Annotated in this window: 17 protein-coding genes and 1 other RNA gene; 8 read left to right on the forward strand and 10 right to left on the reverse strand. The window is 44.1% G+C overall.

Features of this window, described 5'->3' with window-relative positions; translation table 11 throughout:
- The first annotated feature begins 79 nt into the window (after positions 1 to 79).
- From HRQ91_RS04750 to queA, 4 genes are read left to right on the forward strand one after another with little or no spacing between them, the layout of a single operon-like run.
- Positions 80 to 952 (forward strand): phosphodiester glycosidase family protein, encoded by an 873-nt coding sequence (locus tag HRQ91_RS04750; protein WP_210120499.1) that lies wholly within the window; start codon positions 80 to 82, stop codon positions 950 to 952.
- A gap of 31 nt (positions 953 to 983) precedes the next feature.
- The gene (gene ruvA, locus HRQ91_RS04755) at positions 984 to 1,598 is read left to right on the forward strand and encodes a Holliday junction branch migration protein RuvA (protein WP_210116698.1); all 615 of its coding nucleotides are present in this window, start codon (positions 984 to 986) and stop codon (positions 1,596 to 1,598) included.
- 21 nt (positions 1,599 to 1,619) lie between these two features.
- Positions 1,620 to 2,666, forward strand: coding sequence for a Holliday junction branch migration DNA helicase RuvB (gene ruvB / locus HRQ91_RS04760; protein ID WP_210120500.1), 1,047 nt, complete (start codon positions 1,620 to 1,622; stop codon positions 2,664 to 2,666).
- 1 nt (position 2,667) lies between these two features.
- Complete coding sequence (queA, locus tag HRQ91_RS04765; protein WP_210120501.1) at positions 2,668 to 3,708, forward strand: tRNA preQ1(34) S-adenosylmethionine ribosyltransferase-isomerase QueA; 1,041 nt, start codon at positions 2,668 to 2,670, stop codon at positions 3,706 to 3,708.
- Positions 3,709 to 3,749: 41 nt separating this feature from the next.
- On the opposite strand, the gene HRQ91_RS04770 is transcribed toward queA, so the two are convergent.
- The 5 genes from HRQ91_RS04770 to HRQ91_RS04790 are packed head-to-tail and all read right to left on the reverse strand — an operon-like array spanning position 3,750 to position 9,854.
- Complete coding sequence (locus HRQ91_RS04770; RefSeq protein WP_210120502.1) at positions 3,750 to 4,556, reverse strand: FAD binding domain-containing protein; 807 nt, start codon at positions 4,554 to 4,556, stop codon at positions 3,750 to 3,752.
- Complete coding sequence (locus HRQ91_RS04775; RefSeq protein ID WP_210120503.1) at positions 4,543 to 5,034, reverse strand: (2Fe-2S)-binding protein; 492 nt, start codon at positions 5,032 to 5,034, stop codon at positions 4,543 to 4,545. The genes HRQ91_RS04770 and HRQ91_RS04775 overlap by 14 nt, the downstream gene beginning before the upstream one ends.
- Positions 5,031 to 7,172, reverse strand: coding sequence for a xanthine dehydrogenase family protein (locus tag HRQ91_RS04780; RefSeq protein ID WP_210120504.1), 2,142 nt, complete (start codon positions 7,170 to 7,172; stop codon positions 5,031 to 5,033). The genes HRQ91_RS04775 and HRQ91_RS04780 overlap by 4 nt, the downstream gene beginning before the upstream one ends.
- Positions 7,165 to 8,376, reverse strand: a complete 1,212-nt coding sequence (locus tag HRQ91_RS04785; protein ID WP_210120736.1) for a DegT/DnrJ/EryC1/StrS family aminotransferase — start codon at positions 8,374 to 8,376, stop codon at positions 7,165 to 7,167. Before HRQ91_RS04785 ends, HRQ91_RS04780 begins: the two co-directional genes overlap by 8 nt.
- Positions 8,376 to 9,854, reverse strand: a complete 1,479-nt coding sequence (locus tag HRQ91_RS04790) for a polysaccharide biosynthesis protein (RefSeq protein ID WP_210120505.1) — start codon at positions 9,852 to 9,854, stop codon at positions 8,376 to 8,378. Before HRQ91_RS04790 ends, HRQ91_RS04785 begins: the two co-directional genes overlap by 1 nt.
- A gap of 166 nt (positions 9,855 to 10,020) precedes the next feature.
- On the opposite strand from HRQ91_RS04790, the gene HRQ91_RS04795 reads away from it, so the two are divergent.
- The 3 genes from HRQ91_RS04795 (at position 10,021) to ssrA (ending at position 12,484) form a co-directional block, all read left to right on the forward strand.
- Positions 10,021 to 10,539, forward strand: a complete 519-nt coding sequence (locus HRQ91_RS04795; protein WP_210120506.1) for a hypothetical protein — start codon at positions 10,021 to 10,023, stop codon at positions 10,537 to 10,539.
- Positions 10,540 to 10,547: 8 nt separating this feature from the next.
- Positions 10,548 to 11,972, forward strand: a complete 1,425-nt coding sequence (locus HRQ91_RS04800) for an SPOR domain-containing protein (protein ID WP_210120507.1) — start codon at positions 10,548 to 10,550, stop codon at positions 11,970 to 11,972.
- Positions 11,973 to 12,128: 156 nt separating this feature from the next.
- Positions 12,129 to 12,484, forward strand: a transfer-messenger RNA (tmRNA) gene (gene ssrA / locus HRQ91_RS04805).
- Positions 12,485 to 12,631: 147 nt separating this feature from the next.
- Here ssrA and HRQ91_RS04810 read toward each other — a convergent pair.
- Genes HRQ91_RS04810 through HRQ91_RS04830 form a run of 5 tightly spaced genes read right to left on the reverse strand, consistent with a single transcriptional unit; the run spans position 12,632 to position 16,552 of the window.
- Positions 12,632 to 13,156 (reverse strand): ATP-binding protein, encoded by a 525-nt coding sequence (locus HRQ91_RS04810; RefSeq protein ID WP_210118650.1) that lies wholly within the window; start codon positions 13,154 to 13,156, stop codon positions 12,632 to 12,634.
- Positions 13,140 to 13,496 carry an STAS domain-containing protein gene (locus HRQ91_RS04815; RefSeq protein WP_210120508.1) on the reverse strand — a complete coding sequence of 119 codons (357 nt, stop codon included), beginning with the start codon at positions 13,494 to 13,496 and terminating at the stop codon, positions 13,140 to 13,142. The genes HRQ91_RS04810 and HRQ91_RS04815 overlap by 17 nt, the downstream gene beginning before the upstream one ends.
- Before the next feature lie 23 nt (positions 13,497 to 13,519).
- Positions 13,520 to 14,419, reverse strand: coding sequence for a transcriptional regulator (locus tag HRQ91_RS04820; protein WP_210120509.1), 900 nt, complete (start codon positions 14,417 to 14,419; stop codon positions 13,520 to 13,522).
- Positions 14,420 to 14,434: 15 nt separating this feature from the next.
- Positions 14,435 to 15,166: a metallophosphoesterase gene (locus HRQ91_RS04825; protein ID WP_210120510.1), complete on the reverse strand. Its 732-nt coding sequence runs from the start codon at positions 15,164 to 15,166 to the stop codon at positions 14,435 to 14,437.
- 18 nt (positions 15,167 to 15,184) lie between these two features.
- Complete coding sequence (locus tag HRQ91_RS04830; protein WP_210120511.1) at positions 15,185 to 16,552, reverse strand: tetratricopeptide repeat protein; 1,368 nt, start codon at positions 16,550 to 16,552, stop codon at positions 15,185 to 15,187.
- A 131-nt stretch (positions 16,553 to 16,683) separates the two neighbouring features.
- Between HRQ91_RS04830 and HRQ91_RS04835 the strand changes: the two genes are divergently transcribed.
- On the forward strand, positions 16,684 to 18,192 hold the full coding sequence (locus HRQ91_RS04835) for a tetratricopeptide repeat protein (protein ID WP_210120512.1): 1,509 nt from the start codon (positions 16,684 to 16,686) through the stop codon (positions 18,190 to 18,192).
- Positions 18,193 to 18,229 lie beyond the last annotated feature (37 nt).

The following is an 18,229-nucleotide window of genomic DNA, read 5'->3' on the forward strand; positions in this document are numbered from 1 at the left end:
AAAAACCGGTATCAAAAAAAAAGTTTTTAATATTCTTTTTCTCTTAATCGTAATGACCTCTTTTTTGCGGTGCTCGTCTGTGCCTTCGGACATTGACGCTGCCAAAGTAAATGAAAGCGGAATTTACGGCGGAGACGCAACCGATAAAAGCGTTTTTACACAAATTGCGCCCGACTGCGTTTACCTTAGAAGTGAAGACTTCTACATACCGCTTATATATCATCTTTTAAAAATTGATTTGAACGGTTCGATTGCATTGACGGCGTTCCCTCCTAAAATTTATGAAGGGCAAGGCGTAAAAGGAGAAAAAACTTCGGATTTTGCGTTTAGAACGGGCGCTTTTATAGCGCTGAACGCAACGCCTTTTGCGATTCCTTCTATAAAGGCTTTTTTTTCATATAAAGACATGCGAATCCCTAGGGGCGTCTATAGTGAAGGCGGCTCGGATTTTTTTCTTCCCGTCGCAAAATATTCGTCGATAAGTTTTTTTAGAAACAAGGCTGAAATTTCCGTTTCGCAAAAAGAAGCCGCGTCTTTTTCCGAATCGCCTGCTTTGACTTTGGGCGGCTTTTTTACTATCCTAAAAGACGGAAAAAAATACGGCAGCTATATAGACAAAAAAGATTCAAGAACCGCATTGGGCGTTTCACGCGACGGAAGCACGCTGTATGTTCTTTGTGCGGAAGGTGAAAAGAAAAGCAAGAGCCGAGGCCTGAGCTATGATGAATGTGCCGACGTATTGCTGAAATACGGCGCATGGGAAGCCCTTGAAATGGACGGAGGAAGATCCGCCTCCTTGTATATAAACGGAAAGAATATGCTGTCATACAAGTCTTCAAGAAAGGTCGGCTTGAACCTTGGATTCTTGCGTATGGCTAAAAGCGGATACGTTGCCGAGCGCGATATGCCGGACGGAACTTATGCCGTGCAAAAAGGCAATGCGTCTCAATGACACGGACGTTTTTTTTTGTTATACTGTAAATATGTTCAACAGTCTTACTGGTACGGTGACGGCAAAATTTCCGGGCGCATTGTATATAGAAACTCACGGTATAGAATGGGATCTTCTTGTTCCAGACAGCACTCTTGACGCCGTTCCCCCAGTAGGACAGGTGGCAAAGGTCTATACATGGCTTTTGCACCGGGACGATACCATGAAGCTGTTCGGCTTCGCTTCCGTAAAAGAAAGAGCTTTGTTTTTGGATCTTCTCAAAGTTGACGGCGTTGGAGCAAAAGGAGCCGTAAAAATTCTTTCAAATATTTCCGGTTCTCAGCTGGTTTCGGCGCTGGACGAGGGAAACGTCGCCGTCCTTGAAAAAATTCCGGGAGTGGGCAAAAAGACCGCTGCCAAAATGCTGCTTGCGCTAAAGGGAAAGCTGACCCTTGACGGCGAAGGCCTTGTGCGGCCGCAAAAAACGGATGCGTATTCCGATGTCGCCGATTCTCTTTCGAATATGGGCTATGACAGGCGCGACTGTGCCGAGGTAATCGATCTGCTGCTTGTAAAACTTTCCGAAGACTCAAGTTTTAAAGCTGCTTCTCATGCCGAAAAGGAACAGATACTTTTCAGGCGCGCCCTTGTAGAACTTGTGCGGTAAGGCAATTTAAGGTAAAAGGTTATGAATAATTTTTCCGATATAGTGCGCGCGGATATTCCGTCGCCGGACGATGTTCACGACGCCGGTTTACGTCCTCAGCTTTTGGATGAATTTTTAGGTCAAACCGCCGTCAAAGAAAATCTTTCCGTTTTTATCGAAGCGGCGCGTGACCGTAAGGAAAGCCTCGACCACTTGTTTTTGATCGGGCCGCCGGGACTCGGAAAGACCACGCTCGCTCAGATTACCGCTCATGAATTGGGAGCGGATTTTAAAGTTACGAGCGCGCCTGCGCTGGAAAAACCCAAAGATCTGGCCGGAATACTTTCCACCATTACGCCGCGCACGGTTTTTTTTATTGATGAAATTCACAGACTTAAGCCTGCCATCGAAGAAATGCTGTATATCGCGATGGAAGACTTTGAACTTGACTGGATAATAGGTCAGGGAGCCGCAGCACGCACGGTGCGGATTCCAATTCCAGATTTTACCCTAGTAGGCGCAACCACAAAGGCCGGAATGGTTTCAAGTCCTCTCATAAGCCGCTTCGGGATAATACAGCGGTTCAGTTATTATCCTTGCGAAGAACTTGCGCTTATAATAAACCGCTCGTCAAAAATTCTTTCTGTAAAAGTTGACGATGACGCCGCCTCTCTCATGGCCGAATGTTCCCGCGGAACGCCTCGTGTCGCAAACCGCATACTTCGCCGCATGCGTGACTTTGCGCAGGTCTTTAATTCCGGAAAAATTACAAAGCGCGTTGTTTCCGAAGGCCTTAAGCGGCTTGGAATAGATTCTTTGGGATTGGAAAACTATGACAGGGAAATTCTTCTTTCGATAATCAAAAATTACGGAGGAGGGCCTGTAGGCGCCGAAACCCTTGCGATTTCGATCGGCGAGTCAATAGATACCCTTGAGGACTATTATGAACCGTACTTGATACAGTGCGGTCTTTTACAGCGCACGCCCCGCGGGCGCGTAGTTACGGAAAAAGCTTTCAAACACTTGAATTTGCCGTTTAATCCTGCCGACTCATTGGCCGGCAACGCTCAAAACAGACTTCTTTTTTAAAATGATATTATCGGATTTTAATTTTGAACTGCCGCAAGAACTTGTCGCTCAATATCCGTCGAAGATCCGCGGGCAGGATAAGCTTATGGAATTGGAACGCAAAACGGGGAGAGTTTTTCATCATAGTATGGAAGACCTTTGCGACTTGATTCCTCGCGACGCCCTCATGATCTTTAACGATTCTCGTGTGAGAAGGGCGCGCCTTTACGCCGTAAAGCAGTCTACCGGCCGCCGGCAGGAATTTATGTTTTTAAATCAATCGGACAGCGAAGGACTGATCTGGAAGGTAATGGTTCGGAACGCTAAAAAGCAAAGGCCGGGAATGACCTATGTTTTTCCGGACGGGCTTTGCGGAACGATAATTGAAAACGAAAAATTTTCCGGAAGCGAATTTCGTTCCATAAAACTTGATTCCGCGATCGATGAAGCTTGGTTTGAAAAAAACGGACATATCCCCTTGCCGCCTTATATTCGCCGAAGCGACGACGAGAGTGACGGCGAGCGCTATCAAAATGTTTATGCCAAAACGGTGGGCAGCGCCGCCTGTCCGACGGCAGGCTTGCACTTTACTCAAGCCACGCTTAAAAAACTTTACGATAAGGGAATAGAGCGGGAATTTATTACGTTGCACGTGGGGCTCGGAACGTTTCTTCCCGTGCGCGAGCATAATATCGAAGACCACAAGATGCATGAGGAAGTATTTTCCATCTCGGAAGACGTTGCCGAAAAAATCAATAAGGCAAAAAAAGATTTACGCCCTATCGTTGCGGTAGGAACGACGTCCGTGCGTACTCTTGAGTCGGCCTGCGACGAAAACGGTCTTGTGCTTTCAGGAACCCGAAAAACCGATATATTTATTTATCCGGGATTTAAATTTAAAGTAACGGATATTCTTTTTACTAATTTTCATACTCCCGAATCTACACTTTTAATGCTGGTTTGCGCTTTTGCCGATACAAAAAATGTTTTGTCCGCTTATCGAACTGCGGTAGAAAACAAATACCGATTTTTTTCTTACGGAGACGCTATGCTTATCCGCTAAGTTTAAGGACTTAAGCTGTAACTTTGGTCATCGTCTTTACGCTAACTTAATTTTTTTAAAGAATAAGCGACGAACCTTAAAAATTCTTTTTTTACAGGGGAAGGATCTCTGCCTTCTTCAAAGATTTTATCGAATTCATCGCCTGCATCTTTTATAAAATCCGAGACGGATTTTTCTTCAAGCGGAAGACGCGAACCTTCGATCTTGTTTTCAAGGCTTATGCTTCTAAAAGTGTGAAGACCTGAAAAGGCGAATCTTATTTTTGTTAAAATGTCGTTTTCCGCGTTTGCCAAAAATGCGTAAGAGCTCGATGTCTCCAAAAGGTGGTGAGAAGCTCCCGCTCTGTGGAATTCGGAAATATCCCAGTCTTCGGTAGGTATCCTTATTTTTGTGAGCACGTGTGAATTCGGAACGGATAAAAATTTAACTGCGGGAACGGTTAGAGTTTCTTCTTCGTTCTGTAAAACAAACCCTGCGTCCAACGCAAGAAGCGGCGCGAATAATGTTCCACGCACAGGAAAAAGGCACACATTCCCGCCGATCGTAGCGATGTTTCTTATGTGCGGAGTTGCAATGCTTGTGATCGCTTCATACAAAACCTTAGGCAGTTTTGAATTTCCTAATGCCGTCAATTTTCCTAATGTAACTGCTGCCCCTGTTTCAATGTAGTTTTCTTTTCTTGTTATTTCCGTCAATTCTTTAATCGAGCACGTTGAAAGCAGCTTTTCAGGCAGAGGCGAGGTTTTTGTGCAGCTTCCCGTTATTTTAAGCCCGGCCACGGTTTTTATGTGATAAAATACGTCATTTAAAGTTTCCGCTGAAAAAACCTGAATTTTATCTTCGTCCATTTCTCATATTTCCTATTCGCTTTGTTCTCAGCGATATTGATCGCCTTATGCCTGTTATGTATGCTTTTTTGTTTGTGCAGCAAAAACTCATTCCCGATACGGCAGCTTCAATTTCTTCGGCGGTAGGCCTTTTGTAAGTTTGAATTATGTCCCACGCCGTAAAAATTTTTCCCGCGTTGCAATAACCGCACAAGTTTATTCCTTCTTGCTCAAAACCTTCTTTTATGTCCTTGTAATCTTCCGTCTGCATAAAATGCTCAAGCGTAACTATATTTGCGTTTTTCAGTACGGCTATGGGTATTATGTCGCCGGGAACGGGCTTGCCGTTTAAAAGTATCGTGCAGGAACTTCCGCTTCCGTTTTGTCCCGATTTTTTTATTGAAAATAAGTGAAGACTTCTTAAAACTTCCGCAAGCGACGCATCTGGAGAAGCGTCAAGCGCTTGGTTTTGTCCGTTTAATTTTATCTGTAATTTCATTGTTTCCCTTCCGCTGTTTCAGGAATTTTTTGTTCCGTTTTATTATTTTTATGGGCGTTTTCGTCTTTTTCAAAATTTTCCCGTATTTTAAAATTTTCTTTTAAAGACAAATAATTTGTCGCTATCGGCAAAACGTTTATCTGCTGAGCCATCGCCTGCGAAAGCGCCGACATAAATGCCGCCGGCAGCGTATTTAGAACCAAGCCTTGCACTTGCTTGGGATCGTCCTGAGAATCGATAAAATTTACCGATATTTTAGGGCAGTCGAGTTTTTCGTTTTCAAAAAGCATACAAAGAACGCGGTCTATTTCAAGATACACGTTATTTTGCGCCGCTTCCGTAACCAATATTTCTCCTGCGTCTATCGTTATCCATATTCCTTTAAGCTTACATTGGAAAGTACACGGGTCCAATTCAAGTTCCACCGCCGTCGAAGCGAATGCGCTGCCGGTGAACGGCTGTCCGGTAAGGGTTTCAGGATACCATTGTTTTTTTTGCGAGGAAGAAGCGGATCTTGAAACCGATATGGGTAAAGGATTCCTGAACCGTTTGCTTTGTATGGCTGTGCAACATTTTTTTAAGAGCTGAGTAATTTCGCTTAAGTTGCTGTAAACATTTTCAGGTAACGAAGGTTCCCGATCGTTTTCAAATATGCTGTCTATGCGGATATTTGAAACGTCCAGTCCGAGAATTTCAGCCGCAGTTTTTTTCCATATTTCCGTTACGGTCTGAGAGGGAGGAAGCGCGTGTATCGTTAGGGTGCTGTCGCTCTCCAACGTTACGTCTATCTTGTAGTCGTTTGAAAAACCTCCAATTGCGAAAGATCCCGATCCGTTGAAAGCGGAGGCAAGTCCTATCCCGCGCAGGGCGAATCTTTGAAATTCCGGAGATTTTATTCTTTCTTCGCAGTCGATACGGTAAGTGACGAATTTTCTTTTAAAATCGGAAACGTTTATAACGGATTCGAGAATTTTTTCAGTCTCCGGCAGCGCGAGTTTGAACGGCATAAAGCTTTTTTTGCCGACCGGACACATGTTTTTTGTGCGAAGCTCGTGCGGCTGAATATCCATCACGGCCGCTATATTGTTCATTTGATTTTCCAGCGCAAAAAAAGCCTGTGCCGCCGTATCGTTTATATTTTGAGGCGAAGGCGGTAACTTTGAATCGTAGACTTTTGCCTTTATGCGTAAATTCTTTATGTTGTAAACACCGCACGAAGCGATCATAAGCATATCGATCATTTCATCGATAAAAATGCATTGCGCGCTTGCGTTTATTTTTATCGCAATGTCCATCGCGCTTATTCTGCCTTCCTTGTCTATAGCCGTTTTATATGATATTTCGATCGGTAAGCCCTGATCTATGAATTTTCTCTGCTCTTCTTCGGAAAAACACAATTTTATAGGCTTGCCGGTCTTAAAGGCCGCCAAAGCCGCCTGCGCTGAAATAATTGCATTTTTCCAGCTGCCGTTTTTTGTGTATTGCTGAGTTACGGTTTTTGTGATTGAAATTTTTTCAGAGCTGAAATTCAGTACCGATGCAAGGGTGTTTCTCAGGTTTTTTATCCACTTCGTGGGGGTGCATACGCTTAGGATACCGTTATTTATATGGCAAAAAACACCTTCCGGTTCGGAATACGAAGGCATTTGAAGAGAGGAATTCCAACTGCCGCTCACGCTCTTATCCGCTCTGCTAAAGAGTTCGTCAAAGGCTTTAAGATTTTTTAATGCGATTCCCGTTTTTATCTCTTTTTCTTTTAAAAGTTTTGCTTCAACCTTTCCCTCGTCCGCATCGTGAATGATCACATGCACTTGTTTTTTGAGTTTCGACAGAATTCTTTCGTCCGGCCCTGTTATTATGCCCACAGGTTCTCCGAAATATTGGATTCTAGCGTCAGAAAAGACGGGTATTTGTGTATTCATGATTTTAACTTTTTTTTCACCCGGTATGTCTTCTGCAGTAAATATGCCGTATCCTTCCGGCAGCACAGGTGTTTCAAGCCCTGCGAAGAGCCCCGAATCGCTCGGGCTTCGGATGACGGCCGCATAAAGCGTGCCGGGCAGGTCAATGTCGCTGTAAAATTCATCCGAAATAGACGTATGAGGCGCCTTTGTTTTATCCGTCTTTTTTTTAAGCATGTGAGTTTTCTCCGATTGATTTTACGGCATTTATAACTTTTTGCACGTCGCTTCCGCTCATTTTCGGCCACAACGGAATGGATATCGTCTGTGAATACTGTTTTTCCGCATTCGGAAAATTATCCGCCGTAAAATCGGCGTAAAGGTTTTTCCAGTATGTAAAATGAAACAGGGGAATAAAATGCACTGAGATTCCGATTCCCCTGTTCTGCAATTCTTTGGCGAATGCGTTCCGTCCGATTTTAAGATTTTGATCCGAGATCCTTAAAAGATACAAATGCCATGCGTTGCCTTCTCCTGTCGGAGGGAGCTTTATAAAGTCAAGGTTTGAAAAAGCTTCATTGTAAAATTCCGCGATCTCTTTTCGTTTTTCATAAAATTTTTGAGCTTTTTTAAGCTGTTCTATGCCGATCGCGGCAAGAATGTCCGGAAGATTGAATTTATATCCTTGGGCTACTATGTCGTATTCCCAAGACGCCTTAGGCGACGTATAGCGGTCCCATGCGCTCCTGTCCATTCCGTGCATCCTCATGACGGTCATTCGCTTTGCAAGTTCGGCATCGCGCGTTGTTACCATGCCGCCTTCGGCGGTGGTCATGGTCTTTGTCACGTAAAAAGAAAACACTCCTATGTCGCCTATGGTTCCGGCATATCCTTCTTTTGTACATGACGGAAAAGCATGCGCCGCATCTTCTATGACTTTTACGTTGTGTTTTTTTGCAAGATGTATGATCTTTTTCATGTTGCAGACATTGCCGGCTATGTGCACCGGAACGATTGCGCGGATACGACGTTCTTTGTCTTTTAAAAGAATTTCTTCGACTTTTTCAGGATCTATGCTGTAAGAATCTTTTTCAATGTCTGCAAAATATACGTCCGCGCCCAAATGCCTGGCGCACATTGCCGTGGACACGAAGGTGTAAGGCGTGGTTATTATCGCCGTTCCCTGTCCGACTCCGCATGCTTCCATCGCTAGGATCATTCCGCTTGTATTGCTGTTTACCGCAAGAGAAATAATACTGTCCTTGCCTTTATCGTTTTTTTTGTCGTTTTGCATTAAAAATGATGAAAAGTCGTTTTCAAATTGAAGCGCGTATTTTCCCGTAGTGAGCCATCCCGATCTCATAACGCTCAGAACCGCGTTTTCTTCTTCTTTGCCCAGCGAGGGGCGCGAAAATGCCACTTGATTGTTTTGATCGGCCATCATAGTTTTCCTTTTAAAGACGGAATCGCATTGCAAAGAATTTCTGTAAGTTTTTCTTTGCTGCGATAGAATTTCGCATTTTTTTTGTCGTACACGCATATCGGCAAAAGATCTTCCAGTAATTTTTCAACGGGAACGGTCAATCCGTTTATGTTTTTAAGTTCAAGGATCTTTTTGTATTTTGTGGGAACCGGACTTTCTTCTTCCAGCCAGAGAGGTTCTACGTTTCTTTCGCCTTTCCGCGGGCAGATGATCTTTATGTCTATATCTTTATAAGGCTCAAGACCGCTGAATTTTACGATCTGTTGTGCGAGCGTGAGAATTTTTACCGGTTCGCCCATGTCCAACAGATAGGCCGCTCCGTTTTCTCCGACTCCGCCTGTCTGCAAAACTAACGAACACGCTTCCGGAATGGTCATAAAAAAACGTTCCATCGCCTGATCCGTAACGGTTACAGGCCCTCCGTTTTTTATCTGTTCCATAAAAAGCGGAAGAATCGATCCTCTGGATCCCAAGACGTTCCCGAATCTTACGAACATGAACGCGCTCTTGTTTGCGGCTTTTTTTGACGCTTCGAATACGAGTTTTTCGCAAATCATCTTGGAACAGCCGTAAACCGAAACCGGGCTTACGGCCTTGTCCGTGGAAATCAGCACAAATCGATTAACCTTGTTTTCAATGGCCGAATCAAGCAAGTTCTTCGTTCCGAACACGTTATTTTCTATCGCCGCAACAGGATTTTCTTCCATCATCGGAACATGTTTATACGCCGCGCAGTGAAAAATAACGTCGCATCGCGTTTGCGCTATTATGTATCTTATGTATTCTCTGTCTTTCATGTCGCCGATTATAGGCACGATCGTCGCTTTTTCTCCTACGCCTTCGGATTGTAAAAGGCGCAATTCCCTGTCTATCTGATATATGGAATTTTCACCGTGGCCGAACAGATAAAGCCTTTCAGCTCCGCCCGACAATAGCTGCCGTGAAAGTTCGGAGCCTATGGAACCTCCTGCGCCGGTGATGAGAACCCTTTTACCGCGAAGGTAGGAAAGGCTTTTTGAAAGCGGAATCGTTATGGGAGTCCTTCCGAGAATATCTAGAGGATCGATTTCTCTTGCCTGAACCAAGTGGGCGGATCCGTCTACGATCTGACTTACGGACGGAAGGATTTTTATATTCCCGAATCCGTTTTTTATGAGAATTTCATAGATGTTTTTTATTCTCTCAACGGTAGCGGCTGGAATGGCTATAATCGCCTTGTCGTCGCGGCTGCAGCGCAATAGAGAAGCCATATTGTTTATCGGCCCTAAAACAGGAATTCCGTCTATCTCTGTCCCTATGAGCGACTTGTCGTCATCCAGAAACGCCGCCACGCGGCCGAAAATCTTTTTGCGTTTTATATCGTTTGCAATCATCTGACCGGCAAAACCCGCGCCTATTATGTACAGCCGCGAATTGCCGTTTGAACGATCTGTCATGCTGTGCCTGCTTTATAATTTTTTATGCATTAAATATACCATAGTGATATTTTAACTGCAATAAATTGAAATATGCGCTAAACAGTTTTCTTTATTTTTCCGAAAATATATTAAGAGTTCGGTTTTGCTAAAGACAAAATTTCATGGACCGGCCTCGCACTTAAATATGAATATAAAGCGTATCACAGTAACTTTTACGGTTCTCATCTTTTTACTCCACGCACGCGCTGCAGCCTTGTCCGTCGTAATACAAGTGATACAGCAATATGAGGACGTGAATGAGACCCTTGAGTCGACAAGTATTTTTGCTCAGGATCTTATAGATTGTTTTTTTGAATACGGCGATATAGTGACGGATGCCCCCGTAATTCTTTGTGCGGATAGCCATGCAGATGAAGACGCGTTAAATCGCGTGTTTATCGAAGCAGCACAAGGGTATATGGAGTTCCTTGCAAAGGTTACGCTCGAATACGAAAAAGACGGATTCGTTAAGGACGGACTTCCTGACAACTATCCGGTTTTAAAAAAAATCGGCTGGGAACTGATTTCAGTTGCACAAAACAGGCGGAGCGCTTCCGGAGTAAAACCGATAGGATCCGTCCGGGCGAAACGGCTTGATGAGACGGAAATACAAAATTTTGCAGTTGATGTTGCAAAGCAGATTAAAATAGGATCTGAAAAGTGAGGAGCCATATGAAAAAAATATTCATACATATAATTACCGTACTCTTGGCAGGAATGTTTTTTATGGGTTTTAGTCCTTCCGTAGACGGACGCGCAGTGGTTGCGGATAAAGATGTTTTGCCTGCAGGACTTTTTTGTAAGACGATAGGATACTTGCCCGGCGACAGCGTGAACGTGATTAATCCCGTAAACGGAAGATCTGCGGATATTCTTGTTTTGGGTTCCCTTGATCCTTCGGAAGGCGTCGCGATTCTTTTGTCGCCGGAAGCCGCGACTGAACTCGGAATCGAAAAAAATGCAAACAACCTTGTAAAACTCACCAAGCGTACGGGAGGAATGGACGAGCAGGTTTTCGGAACAGCGACTATCGCGCGCGGAGAAGGTGAAAAGATTGCGGAAACAGCCGAAGCGGAACCTTTCGTTTCCGAAACGGTGGACGCCGAAACAGTAGGCGAGGGGGAGACGATTTTTGCGCCTCTCGAAACAGTTGAAGATGTAAATATCGCCGAAGAAGATAATGAAGATATTGAAGTAGAAGAAATCTCCACGGAAGAAATTCCTCCTGTAGAAAAAGTTCTTACGGAAGACGTGTTGCTTGCAAGTTCAGATACGAATGTTGAATCTGAAAAAGTGGATGATGAAGTTGTAAACGATATTATGCCCCCCTCGGACATAAGCGATTCTGCTGTCAAAGCCGATGCGGTTACTGTGGACGGTGAAAATAACATAGTTCCCGTTGAAGAAGCCGTAAGCGACGCAGAAATGCCCGACACTGCAAAAAACGATATGCTTGCCGCCGAAACGGCTGAACCCGTTCCTGAAACGGCCGAATCTTCCGTTGAACCTGTGCTCGAAGAGCCTTTTATCGCCGAAGAGATCCCTCCTTCCGTTATTGCCGCCGAGGAGCCCGTCAATCCTGATGAAACTCCCGGATCTGCGGTTTTTGAAGAACCCGAAGTGAGCGTTATCGTCCCTGAAGAAGATCAGGGAGAAGTCTACGCTCCCATAGTTTTAGTTCCTTCGACGGAAAATCCTCCCGACGGCAAAGCCCCTAAACCCGTTGAAAAAGACGATTATGCGGAGAATGCTTTTGCAAAAACGCCTCAGGAGGAAGCACCTTTCAAAGATACGGATTCCAAAACGGCGACCGCTCCCGTTTCCACCGAAGAATTTGCTTCTTACACGGTGGCAAGCCTCAATGATCTTAAAAGCGGAAAATACTATGTGCAGATTTCGGTACTGAAAGAGCCGGAGAATATCAGAAAACTTATAAACACTTATAAGGGAAATTATCCGCTTGTAATGGTTCCTTTGGCAAGCGGGGGGGCAAATCAAATGCTTGTAGGGCCCCTTGAGCGTGACGAGTACAATACGGTATTGGCTAAATTCAAGGCTAACGGATTTAAGGACGCCTTTCTTCGTAAGATACGCTGAAATTTTATGATAATTTGATAGGCGGGAAAATGCCGCTAGAAGACGGAGTGTGTGCACAAAAGGCGGGGACAGTGAGTGCACAGGGCGTCATATGGCCGTCGAAGTTAAAACTTGATTTTTTGCCGCTTTTTTACTATATTATACGTATATAGAATCGGGGATGCACCGGTTTCGACGGGTACGGGAGAGCCTGTGCTGCAAGTAAGGTTACGCCTGTCCTTTAAACAGACGAAAAAAATTAACTGCAGAAGACAATTCTCAGTTAGCTCTCGCCGCGTAAGCTGCGTTTGAGCCGGAAACCTGTTTGCGCTGTTCCGAGCATTCGGGATTTCTGTCACAAATCGGGGCTTGCCGCATAATGTGTTCGGTCTTTATGCGGGACTTACAATCGAAATACGGAAACGACGCTTGCGGTGCTGCCACCGTTTCCCGACAATCACCTCGCACCGCTAAACTTGTAGAGGTACTTGTTTTACGTATTCGGACGGGGGTTCAATTCCCCCCATCTCCAAAGCCGCTTTTTGCGGCTTTTTTTGTTTGTCCGGCTGAGTTCCTTGCGAAATAAAAGTGTCTGCTATAAATGCGGCCGACACGATGCGTGTATAATCCGCCTCATACTGAAAATATCGCTTCCCCCTAAAATCATCAGCTACCGATTATCATTTTTGGGGATAGGTTTTGTACATAGCAATAGAGTTTCTTTTTTCGTTAAACGCTATTCCTTCGTTCCAAAATTCCAATGCGGCAAAAAGGGCGTTACCTCCGTCATCGGAGGCACTTTCTTCTGTCTTAAAAGAAACATAGTCTGCGAGCACCTTAAGATCGTTTGCTTCAAGGGCGCGGCGGCGGTTTTTGTTAAACTCGTTCCATTTTTCAAGTTCTTTAAATCCTTCGCCTTCGTCTTCTACGATCAGATGGGCGTGAGAGCTGCTGAAAGAATAATAGACGGTTATTTTTTTTGTAAGATCACATTTATTGCCGTGTTTTATTGCATTTTTTATTATCTCGCAGACTTGCTGCTCAAGTATGGCCATTTCTTCGCCCTGAAACGGCGCCGACTGAACTATTAAAAGCGTAAAATATCTGATTCGTCGCCAATCGGACGGAAATTCCTTTTTCAGCATGTTTGTTTTGTCAAACAAGGGATCGTTTGAGTTACAACGGATTTCAGTCATCTTTTTTATCCGGATCGCTTAATTTTTCAACCGCATTATCTACGGTATCGACTATGGGAAAAAATACGTTTAATTTAGTAAGGCTTATAACTTTTTGAACGGAACCGTGCACGTTGGTTATCGCAAGCTGAAGATCGGCTTTTTTTACGGTAGTGCATATGTAGATAAGAACTCCGATCCCCGAAGAGTCTATATAATCGACCTTGTCCAAATTGATCACAAAAGCTTTTATGTCTTTTTCGATCATTTTGGATATGAGATCTTTTAATTTATATGAATTGTACAGATCCATTTCGCCGAGTACGTCAACAATATATACTTCGCCGCTTTTACGGATAGTCATTTCCATGCTTAAATTATAGCACGGTACCGCTACTTTTTCAAACTTAGATGTTCCATTATGTTTTTTAAACGTTGAAAAAAGCCCATCCCGTATTTTTTCGAAAATTCCGTTACGGTTTTATCCAAAGCATAGTCTTCGCCGAATTTTTTCTTAAGTTCGTCCCAATATTTTATAAACCACACATATAAATCGCTTTGCGTTCTTCCGGGAAAGCGCTTGAGTATGTGTTTTTTACTTATGAGCTGGATGATCGGCGTGTAAACGCTTGTGTACCAAGACATGATCACATCCGGCATGCCTGTTTCTTGGGCATGGTTTTGGTTCATGTAATTTTTATGCGCAAGTATGTGATTGTAAATAACGTCGTATTGACCCGGCGCGGAAAAATCCAGGCACCAGTAGTCGGTTATGTCGCCGAAGGCGGTTTCCGAATAAAACACCCGTTTTTCATAGTTTATGACTTGTTTCTTTATTTTTTTATAAGATTGTCCCGGCTTTAACTTTATTTCGGTTTTAAGGCTGACCACTTCCGCGTCGATAAATTCTATTCCCTGAGCTTTTGCCACGGACACACGGTGATTCCCGTCCCTTACAAAATACAATCCTCCGACCTCGTACAGATTTATGGGCGGCAGAGTTATTCCGCTGTTGATCGCGTTGTCAATACTTTCCCACCTGGATTTTAAATGTAAGTTTTTTGGGAAAAATTCTTTGTCAAAATCTCTGTAACGGTCTTCGCTGCCGACTATCGACGCTACCGGAACGGTTTTTATGCCCTCGTAGCTTTCATTTTGCGGTTTTAACAGTTCTTTTACGTCCGCAAAGGATATTAAAGAAGCTTCGCCCGGATTTAAGAGACTTTGAATTTCATGTACAAGAGCTTTGTTATAGGCTTTTGAAAAATCATGGTCCGAGTTCATATCGTTCATATATTTAAATTTCCTTTAAATATTTTCAGGCATTTCAATTATTATGCAGCCGAATGCGTTTACGATGTTCGTTCTGCCGCACAAAGTCTCTCGCTCCGCACGGCTGTCGTAAAGATGTATGTGACCGTGCACCATAAATTGGGGACTGAATTTTTTTATAAACCAGTTATAACATTTAAACCCTTTATGGCAGTCGTCTTCAAGATCATGTATGTGACGCGGCGGAGCATGCGTTAAAAATATGTCGACGTATCGTCCGTACAGTATTTTATTTATGATCATGCCGGGAATGAGTTTCAGCAATTTTAAAAGCATTTGAAACTCTGTGTATTGATTCATTCCGTTGTTGTATCTTATGGAGCCGGAAACTCCCGCCATCAGCAGCGGCGTTTTTTTATTTGTTTTCGCTACGGTTACGGGAATTTCTTTTACCCTCAACATTTTAAATCCTACATAATCGGCTCCGTGGCCGAACGATTTGAAAACGGTTTGAGCAATGTTTTTGCGGGTAGGTAAATTTGGAACGAGAATATCGGCGGATCTGCCGTGATACAGATGGAATTCGTTGAGATTGTGATTGCCGAAGATAAAAAACGTAGGCTTATTAAGCGTCGAAACAATAAAATCGACATAATCTAGCGGAAGATCTCCTGCGCACAATACTGCGTCTACGTCTTTAAAGCGTTCTTTAGCGTTGGAGCTGTAGACGAGGGGATCGATCTGATCTGACACGCAAAGAAATTTCATTTTATCGTTCCCTTCAGGTTAAATGCTTACCTTTGTCATAAGAGAATCGAGCTTCGCTCGGTCTATTAATTCTATCGGCCTGTTTTCCGCAAAATTTTTTGCCGGCCGCGAGTAACCCGAGCTTGAAATGATAACCGCTTTGGAACACGAAAGCTCCTTTGCCTTGTCAAGCGCCTCTCTTATTATGTTGTCTTCAAGAGTCGCCGACGAGCGGTTAAACCAGAGCATAAACAGCTGTTTGCGCACGTTGCGCCAATCTTCAGAACTTTTGTCGGTAGCTATTATTTGGCATCCGTCTTTTATGGCGCTTACCTGCTGAGGACTTACGTTGAGCGCGGAAACGGCTATTTTTTTGCATATTTCAAAAAAATCCGCATCGTTACAGGTTAAATATTCTTTTATAGAATCGTTTGTTTGAATATCCTGATATTCGTTAAGTTTTGCACCTACGTCACGGAAATTTTTATCTTTTTCAAATATGGCCTTCCATTGTTCTATGGCTTTTTCAATTTTGCGCTGTTTTTCAAAACACGAGGCAAGAAAATAGCGTGCATATAACGTGTCGCGGGAATTTCCGTTCTTTCCCGCATTGACGGCCCGTTCAAAATCCGCCGCCGCATTGTCTAGGCTGTCGGCCAGCATAAAGCATGTTCCGCGCTCGATAAGAGATTTTTGCCTAAAGACGGGGTCGCGGAAAGATTTTTCAAAGGCCTTTACCGCAGCTCCGTAATCCTTGTTCCCTTTTAAGATTTTTCCAAGATAATAGTAGTTGGAGGCCATGTCGGGATTTATTTGAATGGCAAGATCAATTTCCCGCTTGGCTTCGGCGAGCTGCTTCATGTTGTACAATATAAGCCCCAACGCTGCGTGCGCCTTTTGATGACGTTTGTTAAGCGAGATCGCTTTTTGATAAAAACCCAGAGCCACTTCCGGATGTCCCTGGTTATCGTATATAAAACCTGCGTTATAAAAATTTTCAGGATTTTTGGGTTCCAGTTTAGTTAATAGAAGATATTCTTTTAAAGCCTCGTTCAAAAGATTGTATTTTGAATAAAGGGCTGAAATTTCCTTTCTGAAGTCGAGCTCGGAAAGCCCTTCGCCAAAGACTGCCGTTTGGTTTACAGTCTTGTATTCCATGAGAGCCAATTCGGTTCGGTTATCCGCAAGATAGGCTTTACCTAAAAAATAATGCGCCATATAATCGTTCGGAGACTTTGCGAGAAGCGATTTTGCCAATTTTATGGCTTGAACGTTTTTTCCCTGTTTTATAAGCTTTTGAATTCCTTCTATGCGTTTTGGAGCCGCAACCGATTTTACTACGAATAAGATCAGGGTTCCTACGCCGAAGGCAAGAACTATTAAAACAATTATCTGTACAAAAGCCATAATTCCTCCGAATATAATAGAGTAGTAAATTTATACGAATATGTCAAATGACGGATTGGCGACCGGATTTTTTTGCGCGACGACGCCATCCTGCCGGGTGTGCAGGCCTTTTTAATACGAGGTATAAGATTTTGAAGTGTAAGTATGTAATTTTTGCTGGGCTTTTTTTTGCGGCGGCCGGCGCGATGTGCGCGCAGGACGGAGCTGCAAAAAGCGAAGGCGAAAAATTATTCCGCCTTAATAAGCCTGAAGCTGCCATCCTGGTCCTTGAAAAAGAAATTGAAAAACCAGGCAGCGATCCTGTTTTGTACAATTACCTTGGCATATGTTATTATCAGACTGAAAAATACTCTCAAGCTCTTGCGGTTTTTCAAAGAGCGCTCCTGTTGCCGGGCTCCGATCAGTACACTTTGAATTTGAATGCGGGCAATACGGCTTTTGCTCTAAAAGACTACGAGGGCGCCCTTCAATATTTTAACGCCGCCTGCACGCTGCAGCCTGAAAGCGCCGCTCCCGTACTTAATAAGGCCAATACTCTGCTTAAACTTAAGCGCTGGGGAGACGCAAAACTTTCTTATGAGAATTTTATAAAGCTCGAAAGCGGTAACGAGCAAACCCCAAAGATAAAAGAGCTCATAGAGCTTTTGGAACAACAGATCGAAAAAGATCGCCTTGCCCAAGAAGCTCTCGCAGCCCAAACGGAAATGCTGCCGGGGGATCTGGCGACGCTTCTCGCCGACAGCGGACAAAATGTGGAATTTGAGCCGGTGAATGAGGGATTGAATGCGGAGCCGGTAACGCCGCGGCTGTATGAACCCGTGTCTCCTGAAGTCAACGAAACTTCGGGAATATCCCAAAATCCTTCATCTTCCGTAATTTCCGAGCCGGTAGAAACGGAACAGCTCACTGCGGACATGGAAAAGATCCTGCTCAGTTTGGTAAAAACGGATGTATCTGAAACCGCCGGGGATCATTCTCGGCCGGAAGCGGAAAAAAAATCGGCGGATGCGGAAATTATAGGAGCACAGGACGGAATATTGCTGCCTGAGCTGTCGGGAGGGCCGGATCAAAAAAATGCGGATGGATCGTCTCAGCCGGAAAATTCTATGCCGCCTGACGGCGCGGCAGAGGAAGGACCTTTGCAGGACGAAGACATCCTCTTGCCCGGCTATCCGACAAAACCGGACGGCGATGTAGCGGAACAGGAAAATTCTTTACAAAGCCGGACTTTTGCGGAAAAATCCGGCATGGTTTTGTCTTCGAATATGAATGCGGATCCCCAAGCGATAAGCTGTTCTGTGGAAGTTCTTACAAAAAAGTTTACGCCCGACGGCGACGGCGTCGACGATATTGCCGAATTCGCTCTTTCTTATAACAATGCATCCGAAAAAGTCGGTACGTGGGAATTAACGATAAAAGACAAGGCCGGAAAAACGCTCAAGACGTTCGGATCAGGCGGCGCCGTCCCTGAAAAAATTTTATGGGACGGTTCGGGTGACGACGGAAAAAGGGTTATACGATCTTCCGAAAAGTACGACGTTTTTTTGAATATAATTCCCGATCCTGCGGATACGCAGCGTTTTGGCATAAAGAGCGTAAGCGACTCAAAGGAACTTTACACAGGGGTTATGAACAGATGAGCTGCATGTAAAGGCTGACATACGATATTGATTGTTA

Source organism: Treponema parvum (genome assembly GCF_017893965.1).
Taxonomy (GTDB): domain Bacteria; phylum Spirochaetota; class Spirochaetia; order Treponematales; family Treponemataceae; genus Treponema_D; species Treponema_D parvum.

Bases quoted from the DNA above. Each gene is read 5' to 3' on its own strand.
- HRQ91_RS04790 (WP_210120505.1), bottom strand. From the start codon at position 9,854: ATGACAGATCGTTCAAACGGCAATTCGCGGCTGTACATAATAGGCGCG.
- HRQ91_RS04815 (WP_210120508.1), bottom strand. From the start codon at position 13,496: ATGGAAATGACTATCCGTAAAAGCGGCGAAGTATATATTGTTGACGTA.
- HRQ91_RS04800 (WP_210120507.1), top strand. From the start codon at position 10,548: ATGAAAAAAATATTCATACATATAATTACCGTACTCTTGGCAGGAATG.
- HRQ91_RS04785 (WP_210120736.1), bottom strand. From the start codon at position 8,376: ATGGCCGATCAAAACAATCAAGTGGCATTTTCGCGCCCCTCGCTGGGC.
- HRQ91_RS04830 (WP_210120511.1), bottom strand. From the start codon at position 16,552: ATGGCTTTTGTACAGATAATTGTTTTAATAGTTCTTGCCTTCGGCGTA.
- HRQ91_RS04780 (WP_210120504.1), bottom strand. From the start codon at position 7,172: ATGCTTAAAAAAAAGACGGATAAAACAAAGGCGCCTCATACGTCTATT.
- HRQ91_RS04770 (WP_210120502.1), bottom strand. From the start codon at position 4,556: ATGGACGAAGATAAAATTCAGGTTTTTTCAGCGGAAACTTTAAATGAC.
- HRQ91_RS04820 (WP_210120509.1), bottom strand. From the start codon at position 14,419: ATGAACGATATGAACTCGGACCATGATTTTTCAAAAGCCTATAACAAA.
- ruvB (WP_210120500.1), top strand. From the start codon at position 1,620: ATGAATAATTTTTCCGATATAGTGCGCGCGGATATTCCGTCGCCGGAC.
- HRQ91_RS04795 (WP_210120506.1), top strand. From the start codon at position 10,021: ATGAATATAAAGCGTATCACAGTAACTTTTACGGTTCTCATCTTTTTA.
- queA (WP_210120501.1), top strand. From the start codon at position 2,668: ATGATATTATCGGATTTTAATTTTGAACTGCCGCAAGAACTTGTCGCT.
- ruvA (WP_210116698.1), top strand. From the start codon at position 984: ATGTTCAACAGTCTTACTGGTACGGTGACGGCAAAATTTCCGGGCGCA.
- HRQ91_RS04825 (WP_210120510.1), bottom strand. From the start codon at position 15,166: ATGAAATTTCTTTGCGTGTCAGATCAGATCGATCCCCTCGTCTACAGC.
- HRQ91_RS04775 (WP_210120503.1), bottom strand. From the start codon at position 5,034: ATGAAATTACAGATAAAATTAAACGGACAAAACCAAGCGCTTGACGCT.